Below are 20,420 nucleotides of genomic sequence, written 5' to 3'. Positions count from 1 at the left end.
GTGCGGTTTCCTCGTCAGTCGGGAACGGACGGCGGGTGCGGGGCGGTTCAACCCGGTCGGGGGGCGCCGACGGATGAACCCGGCGGCGAGGAGGATCGTTGACCACTGCGACGGGGAGGGGGCGAAGGATCAGAGGAGAGCGGGCGCGCGTACGGACGCACGCCGGCCCGCCCGGAGCGCCGGTCCGGCCGGTCGCGCGGGTGGTCGAGGCAGGGGGCGTGCGCCCGCCAGGGCGGCGTCGGGAGGAGAGCGGTGGACGGTCACGATGAAGGCGCCGGGGCCCGGGACGGGGCCGAGGACGGCGAGGGCACCGGGACGCGGGACGGGCTCGGGTTCAGCGGGGTGGACGAGGCGGGGGACGGGGCGGGGGCTCTCCCCCGCGCGTGGCTGCCGGACGTCGGGCCGGAGGACGAGGACCCGCTCGACGGGACCGTGACCGGTCTCGACGTGCCGGAGGCCACCGCCGCCGAGGTGACGGCCGCGCTCGTCCGGCTGCTAGGGACCGCGGCCCCGGCCGGGCCGCCGGATCCGGAGGCGCTGATGATCGCGCGCGTGTTCGTCGTCGACGAGCATCCGTCGGCGGCACGCTGGAGCGAGGGCGAGCGGCGGTCGGTGGCCGGGGCGGCGGCGGTCCTGGTGGCCCGCCGCGGTGAGGAGGGCGTCGAGGCGCTCGTACGGGAGCTGCGGGGCGCGGAGCGCGGGGACGACTGAGGCTCCCCCTCCTCGTACCGGGGGGGACGACCGAGGCTCCCCCCTCCTCGTACGGGGGGACGACTGAGGCTCCCCGCCTGTTCGTACGGGGGACGGCTCAGCCCCCGTCTCCTCGCGCGGGTGAGCGGCTCAGGCCCCCGTCTCCTCGCGCGGGCGAGCGGCTCAGGCCCCCGTCTCCTCGCGCGGGCGAGCGGCGGGCCCTGCCGCCGCCCCGGGCGGGAGGGACTGAACCCGGCGGCGCGGTGTTTCCGTTCCTCTGTCCGCCGAGGGATTTCCGGCCTCGGCTGGACAGCGGGAAGGACACGCGGGCAGTGAGCGGTAGCGCGGTGGCGGGGCTGTGCCGGTTGAGGTTCCACGGGCCGCAGAAGGTGGTCGAGCTCTCCGTACCGGCCGACGTCCCCCTGGCGGACCTGTTGCCGACCATCATCGGCTACTCCGGGGACGACCTCGACGAGCAGGCGGTCGAGGCGGGCGGCTGGGTGCTCCAGCGGCTCGGTGAGGAACCGCTGGACGAGGAGCGGACCGCGGAGGCCCTGGGGCTGCGCGACGGTGAGCGGCTCCACCTGCGGCTGCGCCGCGAGGCGCTGCCGGAGGCGCACTTCGACGATGTCGTGGACGGTGTCGCGGCCGGTCTCGAACGGCGCGGCGACGGCTGGACCCCCGCCCTCACCCACCATGTGGCGCTCGGCGTCGCGCTGCTCGCGCTGGCGGGCGGTTTCGTGCTCCTGGCGCTCTCCGGCGACCTCGGCCCGCTGCGGGTGGTCGCGTCGGCGTGCACCGGGGTCCTGCTGCTGATCGGCGCGGGCAGCGCCTCGCGTGCGGTGGGGGACGCGGGGGCCGGCACGGCGCTCGGCGCGACGGCGGTGCCCTACCTGGCTCTGGCCGGGGCGCTGCTGCCGGCGGGGGAGAGCGACCTGGCGGGCGCCCGGCTGCTCGCGGGCGGTTCGGCGGCGGCGGGCGCCTCGGTCCTGGCACTGGCGTCGGTGGCCTGCTCCGCGCCCCTGTTCCTGGGGCTGCTCGTCGTCTCGGTCGCCGCGTCCGCGGCGGGAGCACTCGTGCTGGCGGGGTTGTCGTCGTCGGAGACGGCCGGGGCCCTGGCGGTGCTGGTGGTGGCGTTCGGGACGTTCCTGCCCGGTTTCGCCTTCCGGCTGTCGGGGATGAGGCTGCCCGCGCTGCCGCGCCGGGCGGAGGAGCTCCAGGAGGACATCGAGCCGTATCCGGCGCGGGAGGTCGTGGACCGCAGCGCCGTGGCCGACGGCTATCTGACCGCCTTCCACGTGGTGACCGGCGCCCTGTGCGCGGTGTGCCTCACGCTGATGTCGGGCGCGCCCGGGTGGGCGCCGGTGACGCTGGCGGCGGTCCTGTCCCTGCTGCTGGTCCTGCACGTGCGCGAGGTCGGTTCCCGGTGGCAGCGGCTGGCCCTGATCCTGCCGGGCGTGTACGGGCTGGCGCTGCTCGCGACCGGGTGGGCGCTGTCGCTCGGGCCGGCGGGCCGGCTGGGCCTGCTGACGGGTTTGACGGCCACCGCCGCGGCGTTCGCGATCTTCTCGTGGACGGTACCGGGGCGGCGCTTGCTGCCGTACTGGGGGCGGGCCGCCGACCTGCTGCACAGCACACTGGCGCTGAGCCTGATCCCGCTGGCGCTGACCGAGGCCGGGGTCTTCGGGTGGGTGCGCGGGCTCACCGGCTGAGCCACCCGCGGCGAGACCTTCCGATCCCCGACACCTACTTCCCACCCAGGAGTTCACATGCAGTCCAGGCGCGACCAGGTGCAGGCCCACCTGTTCGTGATGAGCAGGCTCGGGGCCGGGATGCTGCGGGGCGAGCCCGACGCGCTGGACCTCCCGACCCGGCGGACCACCCGCGGGGTGCGGACCGGACTGTTCATCGCCGTGGTCATCGCCCTGGTGATGGCCCTGTACGGGGCGATCAAGCCGGGCGGTGCGACGGGCTGGGCGAAGCCGGGCACCCTGGTGGTGGTCAAGGAGACCGGCGCCCGGTACCTGTTCGTCGGGGGTGAGCTGCGGCCGGTCCTCAACCAGGCCAGTGCCCGGCTGGTGGCCGGGGAGCGGATGACCGTGACGCAGGTCGGTCTGAGCTCGCTGGGCGCGGTGCCGCGCGGCGGCCCGCTGGGGATCGTGGGTGCGCCGGACGGGCTGCCGGCCGCGTCCGCGCTGGCACGGGGCGACTGGCTGGTGTGCGGGCTGGTGGCGGCCGGCGCGTCGGGGCGGCCCGGCCCGGTGGTGTCGGTGGCCGTCGGCGCGGCGGGCACGGGCCGGGCTCTGGGTCCCGGGCAGGCGGTGCTGGTGGCCGCCTCGGACGGGACCGGGCACGTGTTGTGGCAGGGACGGCGGCTGCGGCTCGGCGCGGGGGCGGGGGCGGCGCTCGGCTATGGCGCGGCGGCCCCGTTCCCGGTGACGGCGGCCTACCTCAACTCCCTGCCGGCGGGGCCGGACCTGACCCTGCCGGAGATCGCGGGGCGGGGCACGCCCGGCCCCGCCCTGGCCGGGCGGAAGACCCGGATCGGCCAGCTCTTCACGGGCCCTGGCGGTGAACCGTACGTGCTGACGGCGAAGGGGCTGGCGCCGCTCGACCGGACCTCCTTCGAACTGCTGCGCGGTGATCCGCGTACGCAGCGGCAGGCGTACGCGGGGGCTCCGGCGGTCGCCGTCGCGGTGGGCGCCGCCGATCTGGCGGCCCATCCGGCGCCGGCCGGGACGCTGCCGGACGGGGACCTTCCCCAGACGCCGCCGGAGCTGGTGGAACCGGCGCCCGAGCAGGGCGTGTGCACGACCGTACGGCCCTCGGTCGAGGGCGGGGCGTCCACCCTGGTGGTGGTGGCCGACGCGGCGGTGGTGGCGGGCCGTCCGGTGACGCCCCAGCCGGGCGTGACGCCGGCGTGCGGCGCGGCGGACCTGATCTCCGTACGGCCCGGAGGCGGTGCGCTGGTCCGGGCGCTGTCCGGGGCGGGTGCGGCCGGGGCGACGTATCTGGTCGCGGACAACGGCGTGAAGTACCCGCTGCCGACGGCGGATTCCGCGAAGGCCCTCGGCTACGCGGGCGCGGCGGGCGTGGGCGTGCCGGCGACGCTGCTGACCCTGCTGCCGTCGGGCCCGGCCCTGGACCCGTCGGCGCTGACGGCGGCGGGTGTCGTCGACACGACGGCGGGCGTGCCGGCACCGGTCTGTTCCGGGGAGCAGGTGAAGGACGGGAAGCCCCTGGAGGCCGTACGGGCGGCGAAGGGGTCGGCTGTCGACGGCGAGCGGGCGGTGAACCCGGTTCCCTGAGGCGCCCGTTCTTCCTGCCGGGAACCTCCCGGCCCGTACGACAAAGGAGTTCAGGTGACCGACGCGCCCAACGCCAATCTCAAGGTCTCGTCAGCGGTACTCACCCAGACCCTCAACGAGCTGGAGGAGCACCTCCAGACGATGGAGCGGTCCTATGCCCAGTCCGAGGACATCGCCCGGCAGGTCGCGGACAGCATGAAGTCCGCCGCGGGGACCAAGTTCATCGCGAAGATCGAGAACTGGCAGCGCGGCTACCGCACGGTGATGGCCGAGTACAAGGACCTCGTGGACGCCGTCGGCATGACCAGCAAGGTCATGGCGGACACCGCCGGTGAGGCCGAGTCGAACATGGACCTGTGGGGCGGCGACGTCTACGACATCCTCAGCAAGTGATGCGGGGCGGAGCGCCCCCGCCGCCTCCGCTCCCCCACCCCTCTCCTCTTCCCCTCCCTTCTGTCGTAAGGAACGCGCATGGACCCCATGGACATGGACATCAAGCACGGCGCCCTCCAGGACGCCAATGACCAGATGAAGCAGGTCGCGGCCGCCATGAGCTCCGCCGTGATGACCATCGTGCAGCGCCTCGGCGCCATCGAGTCGGAGTTCACCGGTGAGGCGGCCAAGGAGTTCGACGAGTTCCGGCAGGTCGTGAACAACCTGGACTCCACGCTGTCACGCCAGTTCGACCAGGGCGCGAACCTGCTGACGGACGCCCACGGCATCATCCGCAACGGCGACCGCAAGAGCGCCTATCTGTTCCAGCGCTGAGCCCGCCCCGCCAGGAACCCGGCCCACCCTCCGCGGGCGCGCCGGGTTCCGCCGTTCCCGGGCCCGGCTGAACCCCGCGGCGGGGGCCCTCCGTTCTCCGTGCCGGACCGCGTACGGCGGGGACGGCACAGGACAGGAGAGGGACCATGGCGACCAGCGAACCCGACGACAACGAGGACGGCGGCGGCTCCACCACGGTGTCCATGGACGTCCTGCTCGCCAAGCAGAAGGCGTTCGAGAGCCTGATGAACGAGTTCATCTCGGACCAGTACCTGAAGAGGCTCGCCGAGTGGAAGAACCAGACCCTCGTCGGCGACTACGGCAAGCTCGTGCCGGGCAACACGACGGCCCTGGCCAGCGCCGATCAGGTGCAGAAGCTGTTCGCCAAGGTGGCCGGAGAGCTGGACACGGCGCTCGGCAAGCTCAACGCCATCGCCAACAGCGGCTACATCAACCTGGGCAGCGTCAAGCAGATCCTCGGCGAGGCGGTCGGGGAATCCCTCGACACGGCCGAGATGTGGGAGCTCCTCGGCTACATCCAGCGGGACGGCCAGAACACCGGCAAGTCCTGAACCACCTCCTCCCCGTGACCCCGTACCCCACCGGAGAAAGGAACCGGATGTGACCGAACAGCCGATCGTCCCGAAGCCGCCGACGCGCAAGCGGACCTGGGAAGAGGCCGTCAAGATCTTCCTGGACAGCACCGGGACACTGACGACCCGGAACGCCGTGGCCGGTCCCGGCTCCAAGGACTGGTCCGACTTCGGCACCTTCCGGATCGAGAAGGACGTGCCCTTCAGCAGGGACTACTCGAAGGTCTTCGACTTCTGGTGGGAGTTCGTCTCCACCTACGGCGACCGGAAGGCCCGGTACGTGGTGGGCTTCAGCGCCAACTGGGCGGGCTACTTCGACGACACCAAATCGCCGTACAACCTGTTCCTGAACGAGCCGGACAAGGGACTCCTCCCCCTGGTGAGCGGGACGTCGACGGCGAGGACGGACGTCGTCAACCCCTACACGTTCGAGAACGCGAAGAACCAGGTGGACGGGGTCGTCAAGTGGATGGAGAAGTGGAACCCCATCATCAAGGGCTGGGGCGACGACCTGGAGTCCGAGGGGAGTGAGTGGCGGGGCAGCGCCGCCGGTTCGTTCAAGAAGTTCGTCCACGTCATCTACGGCGAGATGTACAAGGTCTGGCTGGACATCACCACGCCCAAGAACCTGGTGACCCTGCTGGGCGACGCCAAGACCGCACTCGTCGACTCCTCCTGGGGCATGCACAAGGGCTTCGAGGACTGGAAGAAGCACCAGAGCCACCTGGTCAGGACGGACGGTTCTACCCTCCACTACCGGATCCACAACGGTGTGGAGCTGCTGCGCGCCAACTTCTACGCCCTCATGCAGGGCGCGACGCTCCACACCACCTGGTCGACCACCTCGACCGTCACCACGGCGGGCGGCGGCGGCACCGCCAACACCACCAGTTCCACCTTCGTCGCCCTGTACGACAAGGACGGGAAGGACGTCAGCTCCCCCGACTGGGTCAGGATGGTCGAGCGGCACGCGAAGACCGAGTGGATGGAGGCGCTCAGCTTCCTCGACGGCACCGCGACGACCCACATCAACCCCCTGGACGACGCCTATCTCCAGCTGGCGGCCGCGCTCGCCCCGGTGCTCCATCAGCCGAACTTCGCCCTTCCCGGCGGCACGGGCGGGGCGGGCGGGCCCGGCGGAGCCGGTGGCGGCGGGGCCGGCGGCGGATCCGGGCTGCCGGACGGGATGGGCGGGAACGGCGACGGTGCGGGCGGCTCCGGCGCCGGTGGCTCCGGGGGAGGCATCGGCGGAGGCGGTATCGGCGGCGGGGGCGGGGGCGGCATCAAGGTGCCCGACACGACCACCGGCAAGGAGGGCGGCGGGAACGGAAAGGGCGGGAGCGGGGACGGCAAGAACCCCGGCGGGCTCCCGGACATCCCCAAGGTCCCCCCGATCACCATCCCCGACGTCACGACGGGCGGGCCGGGCGCGGGAGGCTCCGGGGGCTCGGGGGCGAACGGGGGCAGGACCGTCCCGCTGCTCGACAAGAACGGCAAGCCGGTCGTCGGCGCCGACGGCAAGCCCGTCATGCTGCCGCCCGGGTCCCGCGTCGGCAAGGACGGCAAGGTCTTCGACGCCAAGGGCAACCCGGTCCTCGGGTCGAACGGCAAGCAGATCGTCGCGCCCCCCGGCGGCAGGACGGGCACGCCGCAGCCGCAGCAGCCGCCCCGCGAGGAGAACCAGACGGGCGGCACGCCGGGCGCAGGCTACGACCGGATCCGGCTCCCGGAGGGTGCGAAGGTCCAGCCGGACGGCAGTGTGGTGGACGCCAAGGGCAAGCCGCTGCTCGACTCCAACGGCAACCCCTACGTGCTGCCGAAGGGTGCCACCCTCAAGGACGGCGTCGTCGTCGACTCCGGCGGCAACCCGATCAGCCGCAGCCACCAGCTGCTCACCAACGCCGAGTACGCCCTCTCCTCCCGCCCGGAGCAGAAGAACCCCACCACCGGCGGGAGGGACGTCTTCGAGCGGATCGACACCGGTGGCGGCGGCAGCGGCCGCAGGTTCGATCCGAACGACCTCGGTTCGGGCGGTTCCGGCGGTACGGGCGGCACCGGCATCGGCGGCAGCGGGACGAAGGCCGTCTCGTCGGTCGTCGGCGGCGGCGTCGGCGGCACCGGCGAGCGGGTCGCCCGGATGCTCGGTGAACCGAGCGGGACGCACGCCACCGCCTCCGCCGGCGGCACGGGCGGCGGCACGGGCGGCGGAACCGGTTCCGGCCACGGAACCGGCAGCGGTACGGGGACGGGCACCGGGGGCGGTACCGGCGCGGGCGGTCCCCAGACCGCGCAGTCCCCGATGATGCCGCCGATGAACCCCGGCGCGGCCGGCGCCGGCGGCCAGCCCAACCAGGGCAAGGACCGGCAGCGCACCACCTGGCTCACCGAGGACGAGGACACCTGGGGCACCGACACCGGCTCCGTCAGCGGGGTCATCGGCCGCTGACGGAGCCCGCCCGCGACGAACGACCCCTCCCCTCCCTGTCTTCCCCCATGAAAGGCGGCCCCATGGCCATGGACTTCGACAGCATCCTCAAGGACGCGATGTCCGCCCTGCACGAGCAGCGGGACAAGATGCTGGAGGCCAAGCGCGAACTGGACGCGGCGACCGCGTCCGTCACCTCCAAGGACCGCATGGTGTCCGTGACGGTCGGCCCCCAGGGGCAGGTGGTCTCGATGACCTTCCACACCAGGGCGTACCAGTCGATGGCGCCCGCCGAACTGGCCGCCGCACTCGTCACCGTCCTCAACGAGGCACGGGCCCGGATGGGCAGCGAGGTCATCGAGCGCATCAAGGGCTTCCAGGACTTCGGCGGCCACCTGCGCAGCGTGACGGGGCTCGCCGGGACACCGGTCGAGATCGACGCACTCCTCAAGCCGCTCCGGGCGATGGCCCCGGCCTTCGGCCAGGAGGAGGCCCTGGAGGAGCTGAGGGCCGCGCGGCAGGAGGAGTTCGCCGCGGAGGAGGAGGAGGCCGCCCGCCTGGCATCCGAACAGAAGGCGAAGCAGGAGGAGTTCGAGGCCGAGGCCGAGAGCCGCATCCCCACCGGGAAGCAGGAGGAGTTCAGTGGCTGAGGAGCTGAAGGTCCTCAGTGACCTCAAGGGCAAGTTCGCCCACTACGAGGAGTACCAGCGCTGTCTCTCCGACCTGAGCAGGACGATCCTGGAGATCAACCGGATCAACAAGGAGTCGGCGGGCCAGGACGAGATCGGGAAGGTGTACCACAAGCAGGTGGACAAACCCACCGAGAACCTGACCGAGACCCTCGCGTACGTCACCAAGCGACTGGGCGCGGTGACGGACGCGGGCAAGGAGACCACCGACACGATGGCGAAGTCGGACGAGGAGGCCGGCGACCGGGCGGCCGGCTTCTGAACCGCGGGGACGGCCGTTCCTGAGCCTCGGGGACGGCCGTTCCTGTGCCTCGGGGGCGGCCGATCCTGAACCGCGGGGACGAGCGTTCCTGAACCGCCGGGACGGCCGTCGCCGTTCTCCCGGGTGCAGCCGTCCGCCGATCAGAGGACCTCCGCCCATGGCCATCAACCCGCCCGAGGGGATCGCCGACTTCCTCGCCTTCGTGTCGGGCATGGACTGGCCCGAGGCCGACGAGGACCTCATGCGGCGGGTGGCTGAGCACTACCACTCCATCGCGGACGACCTGGAGACGCTCTCCGGATACGTCATCGAGCTCATCCCGATCGTCAAGAACGACTTCGAGGGCGAGGCCGCCGAGTCGTTCCTGCTCTCGATGCGGGACCTGACGGGCCAGACCGCGGGCGCGAACCAGCTGGAGCAGACGGCGGAGCTGTCCCGTCAGCTGTCCGAGGTGGCGCTGAAGGTCGCCAACCAGGTCGAGTACACGAAGATCATGGCGATCCTCCAGCTCGTGCAGCTGCTGGCCGAGATCCTGTTCGCCACCCTCTTCTCCGCCTTCACCTTCGGCGCGGTGTGGGGCCCGGTGTCGGCGCTGTTCGCGGCGACCCGAGAAGGCCTCCACCAGCTCTTCCGCTGGCTGCTCCAGACGATCCTCAGCCAGACCTTCATCGGCATCATGGGCGGCGTCTTCCAGGACACGGTGATCCAGCTCTACCAGCTGACCTCGGGCCACACGTCGAGCTGGAACACGGAGTCGCTGCTCGACTCCGTCAAGCAGGGCGCGCTGAGCGGCGTGATCGCCGGCCCGCTGGAGATCCTGTCCCACTACGGCGGCAAGCTGCTCGGCCGGATCCTCGGCGGCAAGCCGCCGGCCTCGATCATCAGCAAGCGCATCGACGACGTCCTCAACAAGATCGACGACAAGCTGGACGACGTCACACCGAACCCCAAGCCCGACGTACCGCCGGGCGGGGCGGGCAAGCCGGGTGGTCCGGAGGGCGTGAAGACGAAGGAGGACCTGCCGCCGTCCCCGCCCAACACGCCGCCGACGGACGTGACCCCGCCGCCGGTCCCGCCGAAGAGGACCGAGGGGACCCCGCCGCCGGTCCCGCCCAAGGACGACGTGGCCCCGCCGGTGCCGCCCAAGAACGACGTGGCCCCGCCGCCGGTCCCTCCGAAGTCCGACGTGACTCCCCCGGTGCCGGCCAGGACCGAGGGCGGCGGCCTCGTGTCCCCTCCCCCCGCCGGCCGGCCGAAGGCGGAGGCGCCGGTCGGCGCCGGGGCCAGGGACAAGCCGACCGCTCCCGCGACGGGGAGCGCGGGCGCTCCGGCCGCCGGCAAGGGCACCGCCCCGACGACCGGCAGGGGCGACGTCCCGGCCGCCCCGCCCAAGGCGGACGTGCCGACGACCGGCAAGGGCGAGGTACCCGGCGCCGGCAGGCCGGACACCCCTACCGCAGGCAAGGGCGACGTCCCGACCACAGGGAAGGGCGAGGTGCCGACGACAGGCAAGGGCGAGGTGCCGGGCGCGGACAAGCCCGAGGTCCCGAACGCGCACAGGACGGAGGGCGGCGGCGACACGGCGGGCGCGGGTGCCGGCGCCGGTACCGGCAGGACGGGCTCCGGGGACGTGCCGACGGCGGGCACGGGTTCCGACGTGCCCGGCGCGTCGGGGTCCCCGGGCCGCGTCGCGGGCGACGCGGAGAACCCGCTGGACGGTCTCCTGTCCACCCCTGAAGCCCGCTCGGCCTTCGCCAAGGACATCGGCGAGCTCTTCGGCGGGGTCACCCGCAACCTGGAGACCGGATTCCTGCGGCACGGCGAGGGCAGCATCGCCCACTCGTTCGCCGAGAAGATGGGGGAGGTGTTCAAGAAGCACCTCGCGCACGACGGCGCCCAGGAGGCGGGCGAGGAGTTCGGCAGGATGCTGACCCAGAAGTGGGGACGGGCCGGGGCCGATCACGCCGACCTGCCCGACGTCCTCACCAGGGCCATGGGCGACCTGGGCAACCTGGCGCCGCTCAAGAACCTCGCCGACTCGATGCCGACGCTGTTCGCCCGCTCCGAGCACAGCAACGCCCTGGCCCGCGTCTTCAAGCAGGAGAACCCGCTCCAGGGCAGTCCGATGTACCAGCTCGGCGGCGCGGTCTCGTCCCTCCTCAACGAGGGCACCAACGAGATGCTGAGCGAGGGCTTCTACAACATGATCTTCGGCGACGGCACGTTCGAGGTCAGCGGCGGCCCGTTCGCCTCGGGCGTGGCCATGGGCGCGCTGAGCGCAGGTCTGCACCGGGCGTTCGAGCCGGTCATGGTGAAGTACCAGAACTGGGTCCTCACCCACCAGCACGCCGACAACCCCACCGACAGCAAGTACTTCGGGCTGCTGCACCCCCTCAACATCGCCTCGTTCGTGTCGAACATGACGGGCAACCCGGCTCCGTGGCCGGTCCCCCGCCCCACCTCCGAGCAGCAGGAGACCAGCTTCAGGCAGGACATGAAGGACATGGTGAGGTGGGTCTTCTCCCACCCCGTCACCGGCACTCCCTTCTTCACGGACCTGCCCCAACGGCCGGACGCCCCGTCCGACGGCGACGCCTTCACGCCGCTCGACCTGGCCCTCGGTCCGTCGTTCGGCGACGAGATCGCCAAGGACCCGCTGTTCCGCACAGAGTCGGACGGCGACCTGACACCGGACGGCCCGACCGACGGAAGGTCCGACGACGGCCCGATCGGCGGGAGGACCGACGACGGCCCGACCACGGAGGGGGACACCGGCGACAGACCGGTCACCGCGCCGCCCCGGGCCACCGTCTCCTCGGGCCTCTCCTCCCTGCTGGGCGACGCCACGGAGGTCCCGGGCCCCGGACCGGCGGAACGGCCGGTCACCCTGAGCGGCGACGACCGGTTCGGCGTCCCCCCGCACCCGGAGACCGACGCCCCGGCCCCGGCTCCGGCGCGGGCTCCGGTGACGCCCGAGGCGCCCTCCCCGTACGACTGGGAGCACCTCGAGACGCCGAGCGACGACCGGCTCATGTACCTCCCCGTCGACGACGCCCCGCGCACGGACGGCGACGACACCCGCGCCGAGGACGACAGCGTCCGTACCCCGTCCGACGACCGGTCCGACCACGGGAACGGGAACGCCGTCGAGGGCGGGAGCACCGTCGTGAACGGCGGCGGCGACGGGGACGGCGGGCGCGACGGTGACACCCCGTCCGGCCCGCCCGTCCGGGACATCCCCTCCGGCATCCCCTCCGGCATCGCCCTGGGCGTCCTCAGCCCCGCCCAGAGCACCGCCCTCCAGGCGGTGCCGAAGCTCCCGGGCGTCTTCGTCGTCGGCATGCACACCGACCCGGACGCCCCGAACGACCCGGCCACCGTCCTCAAGGCGCTCACCGACGCCCACGACGAGGGCCGGCTCGACGGCGTCACCGAGATCCGCTTCACCGCCTGCCACCTCGCCGCGCCCGTGCACGAGGGAACGGTCAGGACCGTCATGAGCGGCCTGTGGAAGCACCGCGCCGCGACCGGCACCGACTCCCCCGACCCGCTCACCGCCCGCGCCGCCGACGCCCCCGTCTGGTACGTGCCCACGACCGGCGGCGACGCGGCGGGCGGCCACCTCCTCACCGCCCGGCACATCGGCCTCACCCCCGACGGGAAGATCGCCGTCGTCGACCGGGGCGCCTGGCACGTGTACGGCGACAGCGGCGATCCGGAGCACACCCCCGTCCGGACGACCCCCGACCCGGACGACCTCCCCGACGACGCGGTCGCCTTCCTCTTCCGCACCCCCAAGGTCGACACGGTGCACCCGGACGCGGTCAAGTTCGGTGACGGCGACGACCGCTCGCCGGTCGACAAGGGCAAGGGCCGGGCCGAGGACGACGGCGATCCCCCGCCGACCGGCAACGGCGAGGGGCCCAGCACCCGCCGGCCCCGGCGGACCCGCGACGACCAGGAGGACCCGCTCTCCTGGGCCCCGGACGCCTCGCTCGACGACATGGACCGCATCTACTACACGGAAGCCTCGGTCCAGTACGAGAAGAACCTCGCCGCCTATCTGGCCCGGCGGCGGGACGTCCAGGAACTCGCCGGGCAGTTGTCCGGCGTCCTCTGGGACAAGCTCCAGCACATGGAGGGCATCCACAAGCGGCTGGGGACGCCGAGCAACGAGGCGCCCGGCGCCGTGGGCACCAAGTCGGCGGTCCTGGAGGAGGTCGCGAGGAAGGGAAACCTGCGGGAACGCATGGCCATGTTCTTCAACGCCATCTCCACGAAGGCCCTCGGCGAGAGGATCGAGTTCTTCCCGCCGCCGCCGTCCTCCCTCGTGGAGGAGCGCAAGTTCCGTGTCGACAACCACGAGTTCGTCGAGTACCGCAACCTCACCCGTCTGGTGCCCGCCCTGCGGACGAAGCTCTCCGCCATGCCGGAGAGGACCGACGAGGAGAGGCGGAGCAAGAAGGAGGCACGGGAGGACTTCGAGAAGCGCGACCACCGGTGGAAGCAGCTGTCCGCCGAGCTGAGGAGCTTCGAGGAAGCGGACATCGTGCCCCGCCTGAGCGAGCGGGAGAGGCCGCTCGCCCTGAACTCGGAGCAGAAGGTGCGGTGGATCCCCGGCGGGGCCCGCTACCTCCTGAGGACGGAGCTGCTGTACCTGAAGCAGACCCATGAGCGTCTGGCCACGGCCGGCACGTCGGGTTCGGGCTTCATGTTCCACCGGTACGCCGAGCTGATGGCCGAACGCGGGTGGTTCCGCAGGATCAACCACAAGACGCTGCGGCTCGCGATCATCGCCGCCTTCCTCAACCAGGGGCACCATTCCCTGCCCGAGGTCATGGCGGGTTCCGCCGCCTTCGCCGCGCACTACCGCGAGGAGCACCCGGACCGGCCGCTGCCGGACGACATCGCGGCCTTGCGGGCCCCCCTCTCGGAGCCGGGCCGGGACTACTACCGCACCCTGGACCTCGTGCCCGAGGCCGATCTGCGCAGACACGTCGCGCACCAGGGGAAGTTCCCCGACGAGATCGCCGCCGAGCGGATGGAGCAACTGCGGCGGACGTACGCGGCGCGGGAGGAGGAGAGCTCTCCCGTCGAAGGCACCTCGACGGGCATGGACGTCGACGAGCCCGGTCCCCCTCCGTCCGCTTCCTCCCGGAGGAAGCGGGGGAACCCCGACGACAGGGACGCGGACGGCGACATCCTGATGCAGGACCCCAAGCGTCCCCGTCAGGGCGACGACGACGGCGACACGGCCGCGCACGTCCCCGAGAGCTCCCCTCACACCCTGCCGGGGCGGATGCGCCCCGAGGAGGTCTCCCCGGTCGCGCGGCCGGTCACGGCCGACCGGTGGGCGTCGTGGCGGTGGGCGCCGGGCCGGCAGGACGTGCCGCCGCCCGCGCGGGTCCGCACCGAGCGCTTCGACCCGGCGGCCGACCCGGACGCCACCGGCCCCTTCCCGGGCACGGCGGACCGGCGGAACGAGGACGGGACGCTCGCGGGCCGGCGGACTCTGATCCGCGCAGACGTCGAGCGGTTCGTCGTGCCCGAGGACGGGGACGGCGCGCCGGGCGGGCCCGTGCGGCTGGTGCGGGTGACGCTGCCGGTGGCCGTCGGCGACTCCTTCTCGGCGGCGGACGCGGCCGCGCTGCGCGCGCGGATGCAGGGACTGCTGGACGGCCACGTCAACCTGGGCTTCCGACTGCCGCGCACCGGCGACCAGCTCCACGCGGAGGTGGACGTGGTCCCGGCCCCCGAGGGAGGCGCGGGCCTGGTGCGGGTGACCCGGGACGGCGGACCCGGCACCCGGTCCGACCAGTTGAACCTGCGTCTGCACGCCGACGACTCGGATCCGGACGTGCGCGGCCGTGACGACGCCATGCTCCTGCACGAGCTGCTGCACTACGCGGGACTGCCGGACCGGTACCACGACGCGGAGGCGCTGTTCCGGCGCACGCCCGACCGGGCCGACGCGTCCGGGGTCATGGCGACGTCCGTCCTTCCCGGCGGGACCCTGCCCCACCGCTATCTGGAGGCCGTCGAGGACGCCACGGAGTCCGGCTCCGTGCTGCACGACAACGAGGGTCCGGGTTCCTGGACCGTACCGTCGCCCACTCCCGTACCGTCGCCCACTCCCGTACGGGACATCCCGGCCGGGATCGCCGTCGGCGCCCTCTCCCCCGCCCAGGCCGCCGCCCTGCGGGCGCTCCCCGCGCGCGCCGGCGTGTTCGTCGTCGGCACCCACACCGACCCGAACGCCCCGCTCGACCCGGCCGTCCTCCTCAAGGCGCTCACCGACGCCCACGACGAGGGCCGGCTCGACGGCGTCACCGAGCTCCGCTTCACCGGCTGCGACCTGGCTTCCCGCGTCCACGGCGCGACCGTGAGAACGGTGATGAGCGGTCTGTGGAAGCACCGCGCCGAGACCGGCGCGGACGGCCCGCTCACGGCGCTCGCCGCCGACGCGCCGGTCTGGTACGTGCCCGGCGGCGATCGGGTGTTCACCGCCCGCCACGTCGGCGTGACCGCCGACGGCCGGATGACCGTCCTCGGTCGCGCCGACTGGCACCGCTTCACCGACACCGGCGCCCCCGACCACACCCCCGAGACGACCCCCGCCGGCGACGACGGGGCTCCCGTCGACGCGGTGCGTCTCGCGGACGGCGACGAGACCGGCCCGGAACACGCGGAAGCGGTGCGCTTCGGCGACGACACCGACGACGAGGACGTGATCGGGGCCGGCGAGGGGAACGGGGACACGAGCGGCGACGGCGCGGACGGGGCCGTCGCGGTCAGCATGCTGGTGGACGGCCTGCCCGTCCTCAAGAAGCGGACCGTCGCCTTCGGCAAGGGGGAGAAGACCCTCGGCCCCCAGGACGAGACGGAGCTCCGGAACCTCGCGACGGAGCTGCTGCCCGAACTGATCCGCCGCGCCGCCGACCCCGCCCTGGGCGTTCTGCGCGTCGAGGTCGTCGCGGCGGGCAACAGCCTGTGGCCCGGCGCCGCGCAGAGGACCGGCTGGAAGCGCGCCCAGGCCGTCTCCTCGCTGTTGAAGGAGGAGATCCGCCTGCTGGCGCACGGCCTGGGGCGGGAGGACGGGATCGACAAGGCCCGGGCGGAGGCGCTGCCCGGCCTGGCGAGCTTCGAGCTCCGGTCCCGGGGCCTCACCGGTGTCCAGGGGCTCGACCTGTCGGGCGACGGGCCCCGGACGGACCAGCGCCGCCGGGCCACCGCCTCCGCGGAGGTCACCTACGAGAGCGCGTACCGTCCCCGGCTGTCGCTGTCCGTGGAGACGACCGCCCAGGCGGTGGACCTGTTCCGGCGGATGGCGGACCGTCCCGTGGCCGAGCGCACGGCGGTCTCCCTCGACGAGCTGACCGGTCCGCGGATCTTCTGGAAGTCGTCGTCCGACCTGCCGGACACCCACAATCTGGTCATCCAGGTGCAGACCGCGCAGGGCGGCGGCCAGCGCCACCTGACGGGGAACATGTCGATCTTCACCCCCGGCACGCGCGTCCACGTGGCCTCCTTCGAGCGGACGGACTCGGGCCGCTCGCTGGTGACCCTGCTGGAGGCCGGCCCGGACACCGTGTGGCCGCCCGGGGGTCCGGAGCGGGGCGAGCCGGTCATCGGCCTGCCCGGTGTCGGCTACCCGGGTCCGAACCGGCCCTTCGACTCGACCCTGAGATACGTCAAGGAAGAGACGAGGCCGAAGGACGGCGAGGGCAAGGGGAGGAAGAAGACCGAGGAGAGGAACCCGCGGACGACGGCCGGGGACCCTCCGCCCGGCACGGAACCCGAGTCGAGCGCGAGGGCGGCAGCGCGGCCGGATCCGGCCGCGCTCCCGAACGCCGCACAGCAGACCTCGGGCCACTACGAGTTCCAGCCGGCGTACTACATCCACCGCGGTGAGGTGGACGTGGAGATGGAGGACGGGGAGCCGTACGTCCGCTTCTACACCGCGGTGGTCAGCCGGGACACGGTGACGGCCCACGAGACGCCCCACGAGTTCACCGCCGAGCACAAGGACGTCCAGCAGCACAAGGACACCGGCGAGGTCGTCGTGGCCACGGGGGACAAGCCGGGCGGAACCCTGTGGGTCGGTATGGGCACCCCCGCGAGGGCGATCGGCTGGGCCATGAAGTACCAGGCGCAGTTCCCGGACAAGAAGCCGCTCATCCGTTCCTTCCTCGTCCCCCTGCACGTCTACCAGCGGATCACGGCGGCCTCGGTACCGGAGCACGACGCCGGTTCGCTCGGGCACCCCTACCGGGGCAGCGCGTCCCTCACGCCCGGCGGGCTGCGCGACCCCGAGGAGAATCCCGAGAGCGAGATCGAGAGCATCTACCGGGACCGGTGGAAGAGCCAGGCGCCCGGCTCGGCTCGGGCGCCGATCCCCGACCACAAGGAGACCGACAGGTCCCGGAACCCCGACGAGGACGCCGAGACCACCCCCGACCGCCCCCTCGCGGGACGGCCCGTCAACACCGACCAGTCGGGCGAGCGCAACCAGTTCGGCGTGCGGGGCGAGAGCCTCGTGCTCCTGCGCAGGAGCATCCGGCCGAACTCCCTGATCACCTATTACGGCGACAAGGACAGGGGCGGCCTCGCCCCCGACGAGGACACGGGCGACTACCGGGACGGCGCGACGGTCCACGTCGACGTGCTGCGCGACCGCCTCGGCATCCCGCCCGTCGACGCTCCGCAGCTGAACGACCGGTACAACCCCTGGGTCCAGAACGCGGGGCACGTCAACTCCCCCGACGTCCTCCGGGGGATCTCCAGCCAGCTGCGGCAGTTCCACGAGACGTGGAAGCAGTCCCGGCAGCGGCCTGCCGACCGCAGGGTGGGGCACCTCCTGGAGCCCGACATGCCTCCGGAGCCCTACGGAAACCGGCCCAACCTGTCCTTCGGCAGGCGGATCGGCGACCTCAGGAAGTTCCTGGAGGACCACGCGGAGCAGCTGCGGGTGCCGCCGGGCAGGCCGGTCCCGCTGGACTTCCTCGGCAAGCCCGACGCGGACCTGGAGTCCGCCGACCTCGACGCCCGTGCCGCCGTGGAGACGTTCATGAGGGACACGGTCCTGCCCTGGGCCTCTCACGCCGAGATCGGACTCGTCCTCTCCCTGCAGAGCCAGGAGGTCAAGGCCGACCTGAACGTCACCGACTCGCCCTTCGTCCACGACTTCGACGACATGCGACGACGGCAGCCGGAGGAGGCCCACCTCCAGCGCCAGGTCGGCAGGGAGCTCACCCAGCTGTGGCGGGAGGGCACGGCCCTGCACCGGGTGATCGACCGCCTGACCCGCGACTACCCCGAACTCGGCCTCCTCTACAAGGAGATCTGCGCGCCGAGCGAGGGATACACCTTCTTCCAGCACGCGCAGATGGTGCTGGGCCAGTACCTCAAACTCGCCCACCGCGACCGGGACAGCGCGGACCGGCTGGTGCCGGTGGACGCGGTCGTGAAGGCGATCCTCTTCCACGACATCGAGAAGGCCAACTCGAAGCTGATGTACGGGGGCGACGGGAAGTCCAAGGTCAGGAGGGCGGAGCTGCACGACCACGAGGCCGAGCACCGGGGAGCCGTCGAGGTCATGAACCGCTACCGCCACCTGTGGGGCGACGTCGACAAGGACCCGGTCGCCGGGTTCGCGTACCGGGCGGCCGTCCTGATGGTCGACTCCGACCCCTTCGGCTTCTACTACCGGGACAAGCACCGCTTCCTCCGCCCGAAGGGCTCCGACGCCGAGGCGACGACCGCGAGCGCCGGGCTCAACCGCGACGTGACCTTCCACTGGATCGTGGAGTCGTACATGAAGCTGCGGGGGCGCGATCCGGTGACGTCTGACGGCGACGTGCGCCGCCTGGCCGAGCTGAGCACCGAGGACACCGAGGACATCCGCCGGCTGTTCCACGAGTTCCACCAGTACTACCAGGCGGACTTCTCCTCCTACACGACGTACAGCACGTACGTGGACTACAAGGAGCCCCGGGCCACCCCGGAGGAACGGGCGATGGCCGCGGAGAACGCCCGGAGCACCCGGCAGCGGGCCGAGGAGAACGCGGAGCGGGAGAAAGAGGGGCTCGGCCCCCTGCCGAAGCAGCCCGCCGCGCCCTCCTTCGGCGTCTCGTCCCGCGAGCTCGACGCGGTGAAGCACGGCGAGAAGACCTTCACCGGATTCTTCGCCTCCGTGCCGGAGAGGAAGGACCTCGTGCTGAACCCGGACAACCCCTACGGGACAGGCCCGAAGACGGCCGAGACGTTCCCGGTGCGGGGGAAGTCCTCGCTGCGGTTCGTTTTCGCGGACATGGAGCGGCACGACGGCGCCTCCACGCACCGGGACTACGAGGGCATGTACGGCGAGCTCGCGAAGATGTTCGAGAGCGAGGAGAGTTTCAGGGAGCACTACGCGCGCGTCGGCGGGGAGCGGATGCGCCAGGACGCGAAGTACCTCGGCGACGAGAAGAACGCGAAGGACCACTCCGCACCGCCCGCCCCGAAGAAGGGGAAGCAGGTCACTGACCTGCTGGACCAGGAGGACACGGGAGACCTCTTCATCGAGTTCGGGAACGAGCGGTCCTCCCCCCTCGCCCCCGCCCCCGCCCCCGCCCCCACCTCTGTCGACGCCCCCGCCACCGTCCGGACCTCCGACGAGCGGATCGGCGAACTCGTCAGGGCCCTCTCCCTCTCCCACCAGGGCAACGGCACCCGCCACCTCGTCGACCCCGACGCCGGCGAGGCCGAGGCGGACCGGATCCGCGGTGTCGTCGGACGTTTCCCCCGGGACGACCGGTTCCTCACGCTCGCCAGTCACATCACGGGGGGCGACGGGGCGCCCGTCTGGCGCGGGCAGCGGGTCACGCCCGGCGAGCTGGCCGTCGTGCTCTCCCGGCTGGCCGACGACGGGGCGTGGGACACCGCCAGGCCCCTGCGGTTCGCCGCCTGCGGCCTGGGCGGGGACCTGGAGGGCTCGTACGCCGCGGACACGCTGCGGGAACTGCGGAGCCTGCGGCCCGACCTGCCGCTCACCGCGTACGCCCCCCGGTCCACGTTGTGGTTCGTCCCCTCGGCGTCCGACCCGGACCCGGCGGGCACCGGGCACACGGTGGTGGCCCGGCAGGTCAGTTGGGGGCCGGACGGAAAACCCCGGCTCACGCCCGACCACTGGGTCAAGCTGTCCCTGCCGGCGGACGGGGACGGCACGGTCGAGACCACCCTTCTCGGTGCCCACATGCCACCGGACGGCCTGCTGTCCCCCGGCGGCGTGCCGGTGACGACTCCGGCGCCCGAGGGCTATCGCGTCGACGGCGCCTTCCTCGACGAGAGGTCGCTCGGGGACGACGACCAGCGGCGGAGCACCGGCCCGAAGCCGCCTCCGGAGGCGGAGGGGACGGGCGAGACGGATGGGCCGGACGAGGCGGACGGGGTGGACAAGGCGGAGGGGGTGGACGAGGCGAAGGGGACGGACGAAACGGGGGCGCCGGAGGGGGCGGACGAGACGGAAGGGGTGACCGAGTCCCCGGAGACGGCCCCGGCCCCGGCCCCCGGTTCCTTCGTCCTGTCCTCGTGGACGTGACCGCGCCGACAGAACGGAGATCTGAACCGGTCCCGGTGTTCCGTACGTTCCCCCGGGAGCGCACGAAGCCGCCGGGGCCGCCCCGGCCCGCCCAGTACCGGAGGACA

Annotated in this window: 10 protein-coding genes; all 10 read left to right on the top strand. The window is 72.7% G+C overall.

What is annotated here, in order from left to right; all coding sequences use genetic code 11:
* The first annotated feature begins 252 nt into the window (after positions 1 to 252).
* Positions 253 to 711 (top strand): hypothetical protein, encoded by a 459-nt coding sequence (locus ACFYT9_RS35625; protein WP_389170433.1) that lies wholly within the window; start codon positions 253 to 255, stop codon positions 709 to 711.
* Between the two features lie 311 nt (positions 712 to 1,022).
* On the top strand, positions 1,023 to 2,402 hold the full coding sequence (gene eccD, locus ACFYT9_RS35620) for a type VII secretion integral membrane protein EccD (RefSeq protein WP_389170430.1): 1,380 nt from the start codon (positions 1,023 to 1,025) through the stop codon (positions 2,400 to 2,402).
* 57 nt (positions 2,403 to 2,459) lie between these two features.
* A complete protein-coding gene (eccB, locus tag ACFYT9_RS35615) occupies positions 2,460 to 3,998 on the top strand; it encodes a type VII secretion protein EccB (protein ID WP_387269921.1) in 1,539 nt (512 codons plus the stop codon).
* Between the two features lie 54 nt (positions 3,999 to 4,052).
* Complete coding sequence (locus ACFYT9_RS35610) at positions 4,053 to 4,391, top strand: hypothetical protein (RefSeq protein WP_376598309.1); 339 nt, start codon at positions 4,053 to 4,055, stop codon at positions 4,389 to 4,391.
* Between the two features lie 78 nt (positions 4,392 to 4,469).
* Positions 4,470 to 4,766 carry a hypothetical protein gene (locus ACFYT9_RS35605; RefSeq protein WP_376598307.1) on the top strand — a complete coding sequence of 99 codons (297 nt, stop codon included), beginning with the start codon at positions 4,470 to 4,472 and terminating at the stop codon, positions 4,764 to 4,766.
* A gap of 146 nt (positions 4,767 to 4,912) precedes the next feature.
* Positions 4,913 to 5,338 (top strand): hypothetical protein, encoded by a 426-nt coding sequence (locus ACFYT9_RS35600; RefSeq protein WP_376598306.1) that lies wholly within the window; start codon positions 4,913 to 4,915, stop codon positions 5,336 to 5,338.
* A gap of 49 nt (positions 5,339 to 5,387) precedes the next feature.
* Entirely contained in the window at positions 5,388 to 7,805 is a 2,418-nt protein-coding gene (locus tag ACFYT9_RS35595; protein WP_389170425.1) for a hypothetical protein, read from the top strand.
* Positions 7,806 to 7,867: 62 nt separating this feature from the next.
* Positions 7,868 to 8,434, top strand: a complete 567-nt coding sequence (locus tag ACFYT9_RS35590) for a YbaB/EbfC family nucleoid-associated protein (protein WP_389170422.1) — start codon at positions 7,868 to 7,870, stop codon at positions 8,432 to 8,434.
* Positions 8,427 to 8,735: a hypothetical protein gene (locus ACFYT9_RS35585; RefSeq protein ID WP_376598301.1), complete on the top strand. Its 309-nt coding sequence runs from the start codon at positions 8,427 to 8,429 to the stop codon at positions 8,733 to 8,735. Before ACFYT9_RS35590 ends, ACFYT9_RS35585 begins: the two co-directional genes overlap by 8 nt.
* A gap of 157 nt (positions 8,736 to 8,892) precedes the next feature.
* Positions 8,893 to 20,313: a hypothetical protein gene (locus ACFYT9_RS35580; protein WP_389170419.1), complete on the top strand. Its 11,421-nt coding sequence runs from the start codon at positions 8,893 to 8,895 to the stop codon at positions 20,311 to 20,313.
* Positions 20,314 to 20,420 lie beyond the last annotated feature (107 nt).

The sequence above is a fragment of the Streptomyces sp. NPDC004435 genome, from assembly GCF_042873895.1.
In the GTDB taxonomy this organism is placed as follows: Bacteria; Actinomycetota; Actinomycetes; order Streptomycetales; family Streptomycetaceae; genus Streptomyces.
Note: the sequence above shows the minus strand (reverse complement) of the source record. Positions and strands in the feature narration are given on the sequence as shown.

What these genes read in the sequence shown, in the direction of transcription:
- ACFYT9_RS35600 (WP_376598306.1), top strand. Translation starts at nt 4,913, where the DNA reads ATGGCGACCAGCGAACCCGACGACAACGAGGACGGCGGCGGCTCCACC.
- ACFYT9_RS35580 (WP_389170419.1), top strand. Translation starts at nt 8,893, where the DNA reads ATGGCCATCAACCCGCCCGAGGGGATCGCCGACTTCCTCGCCTTCGTG.
- ACFYT9_RS35590 (WP_389170422.1), top strand. Translation starts at nt 7,868, where the DNA reads ATGGCCATGGACTTCGACAGCATCCTCAAGGACGCGATGTCCGCCCTG.
- eccB (WP_387269921.1), top strand. Translation starts at nt 2,460, where the DNA reads ATGCAGTCCAGGCGCGACCAGGTGCAGGCCCACCTGTTCGTGATGAGC.
- ACFYT9_RS35605 (WP_376598307.1), top strand. Translation starts at nt 4,470, where the DNA reads ATGGACCCCATGGACATGGACATCAAGCACGGCGCCCTCCAGGACGCC.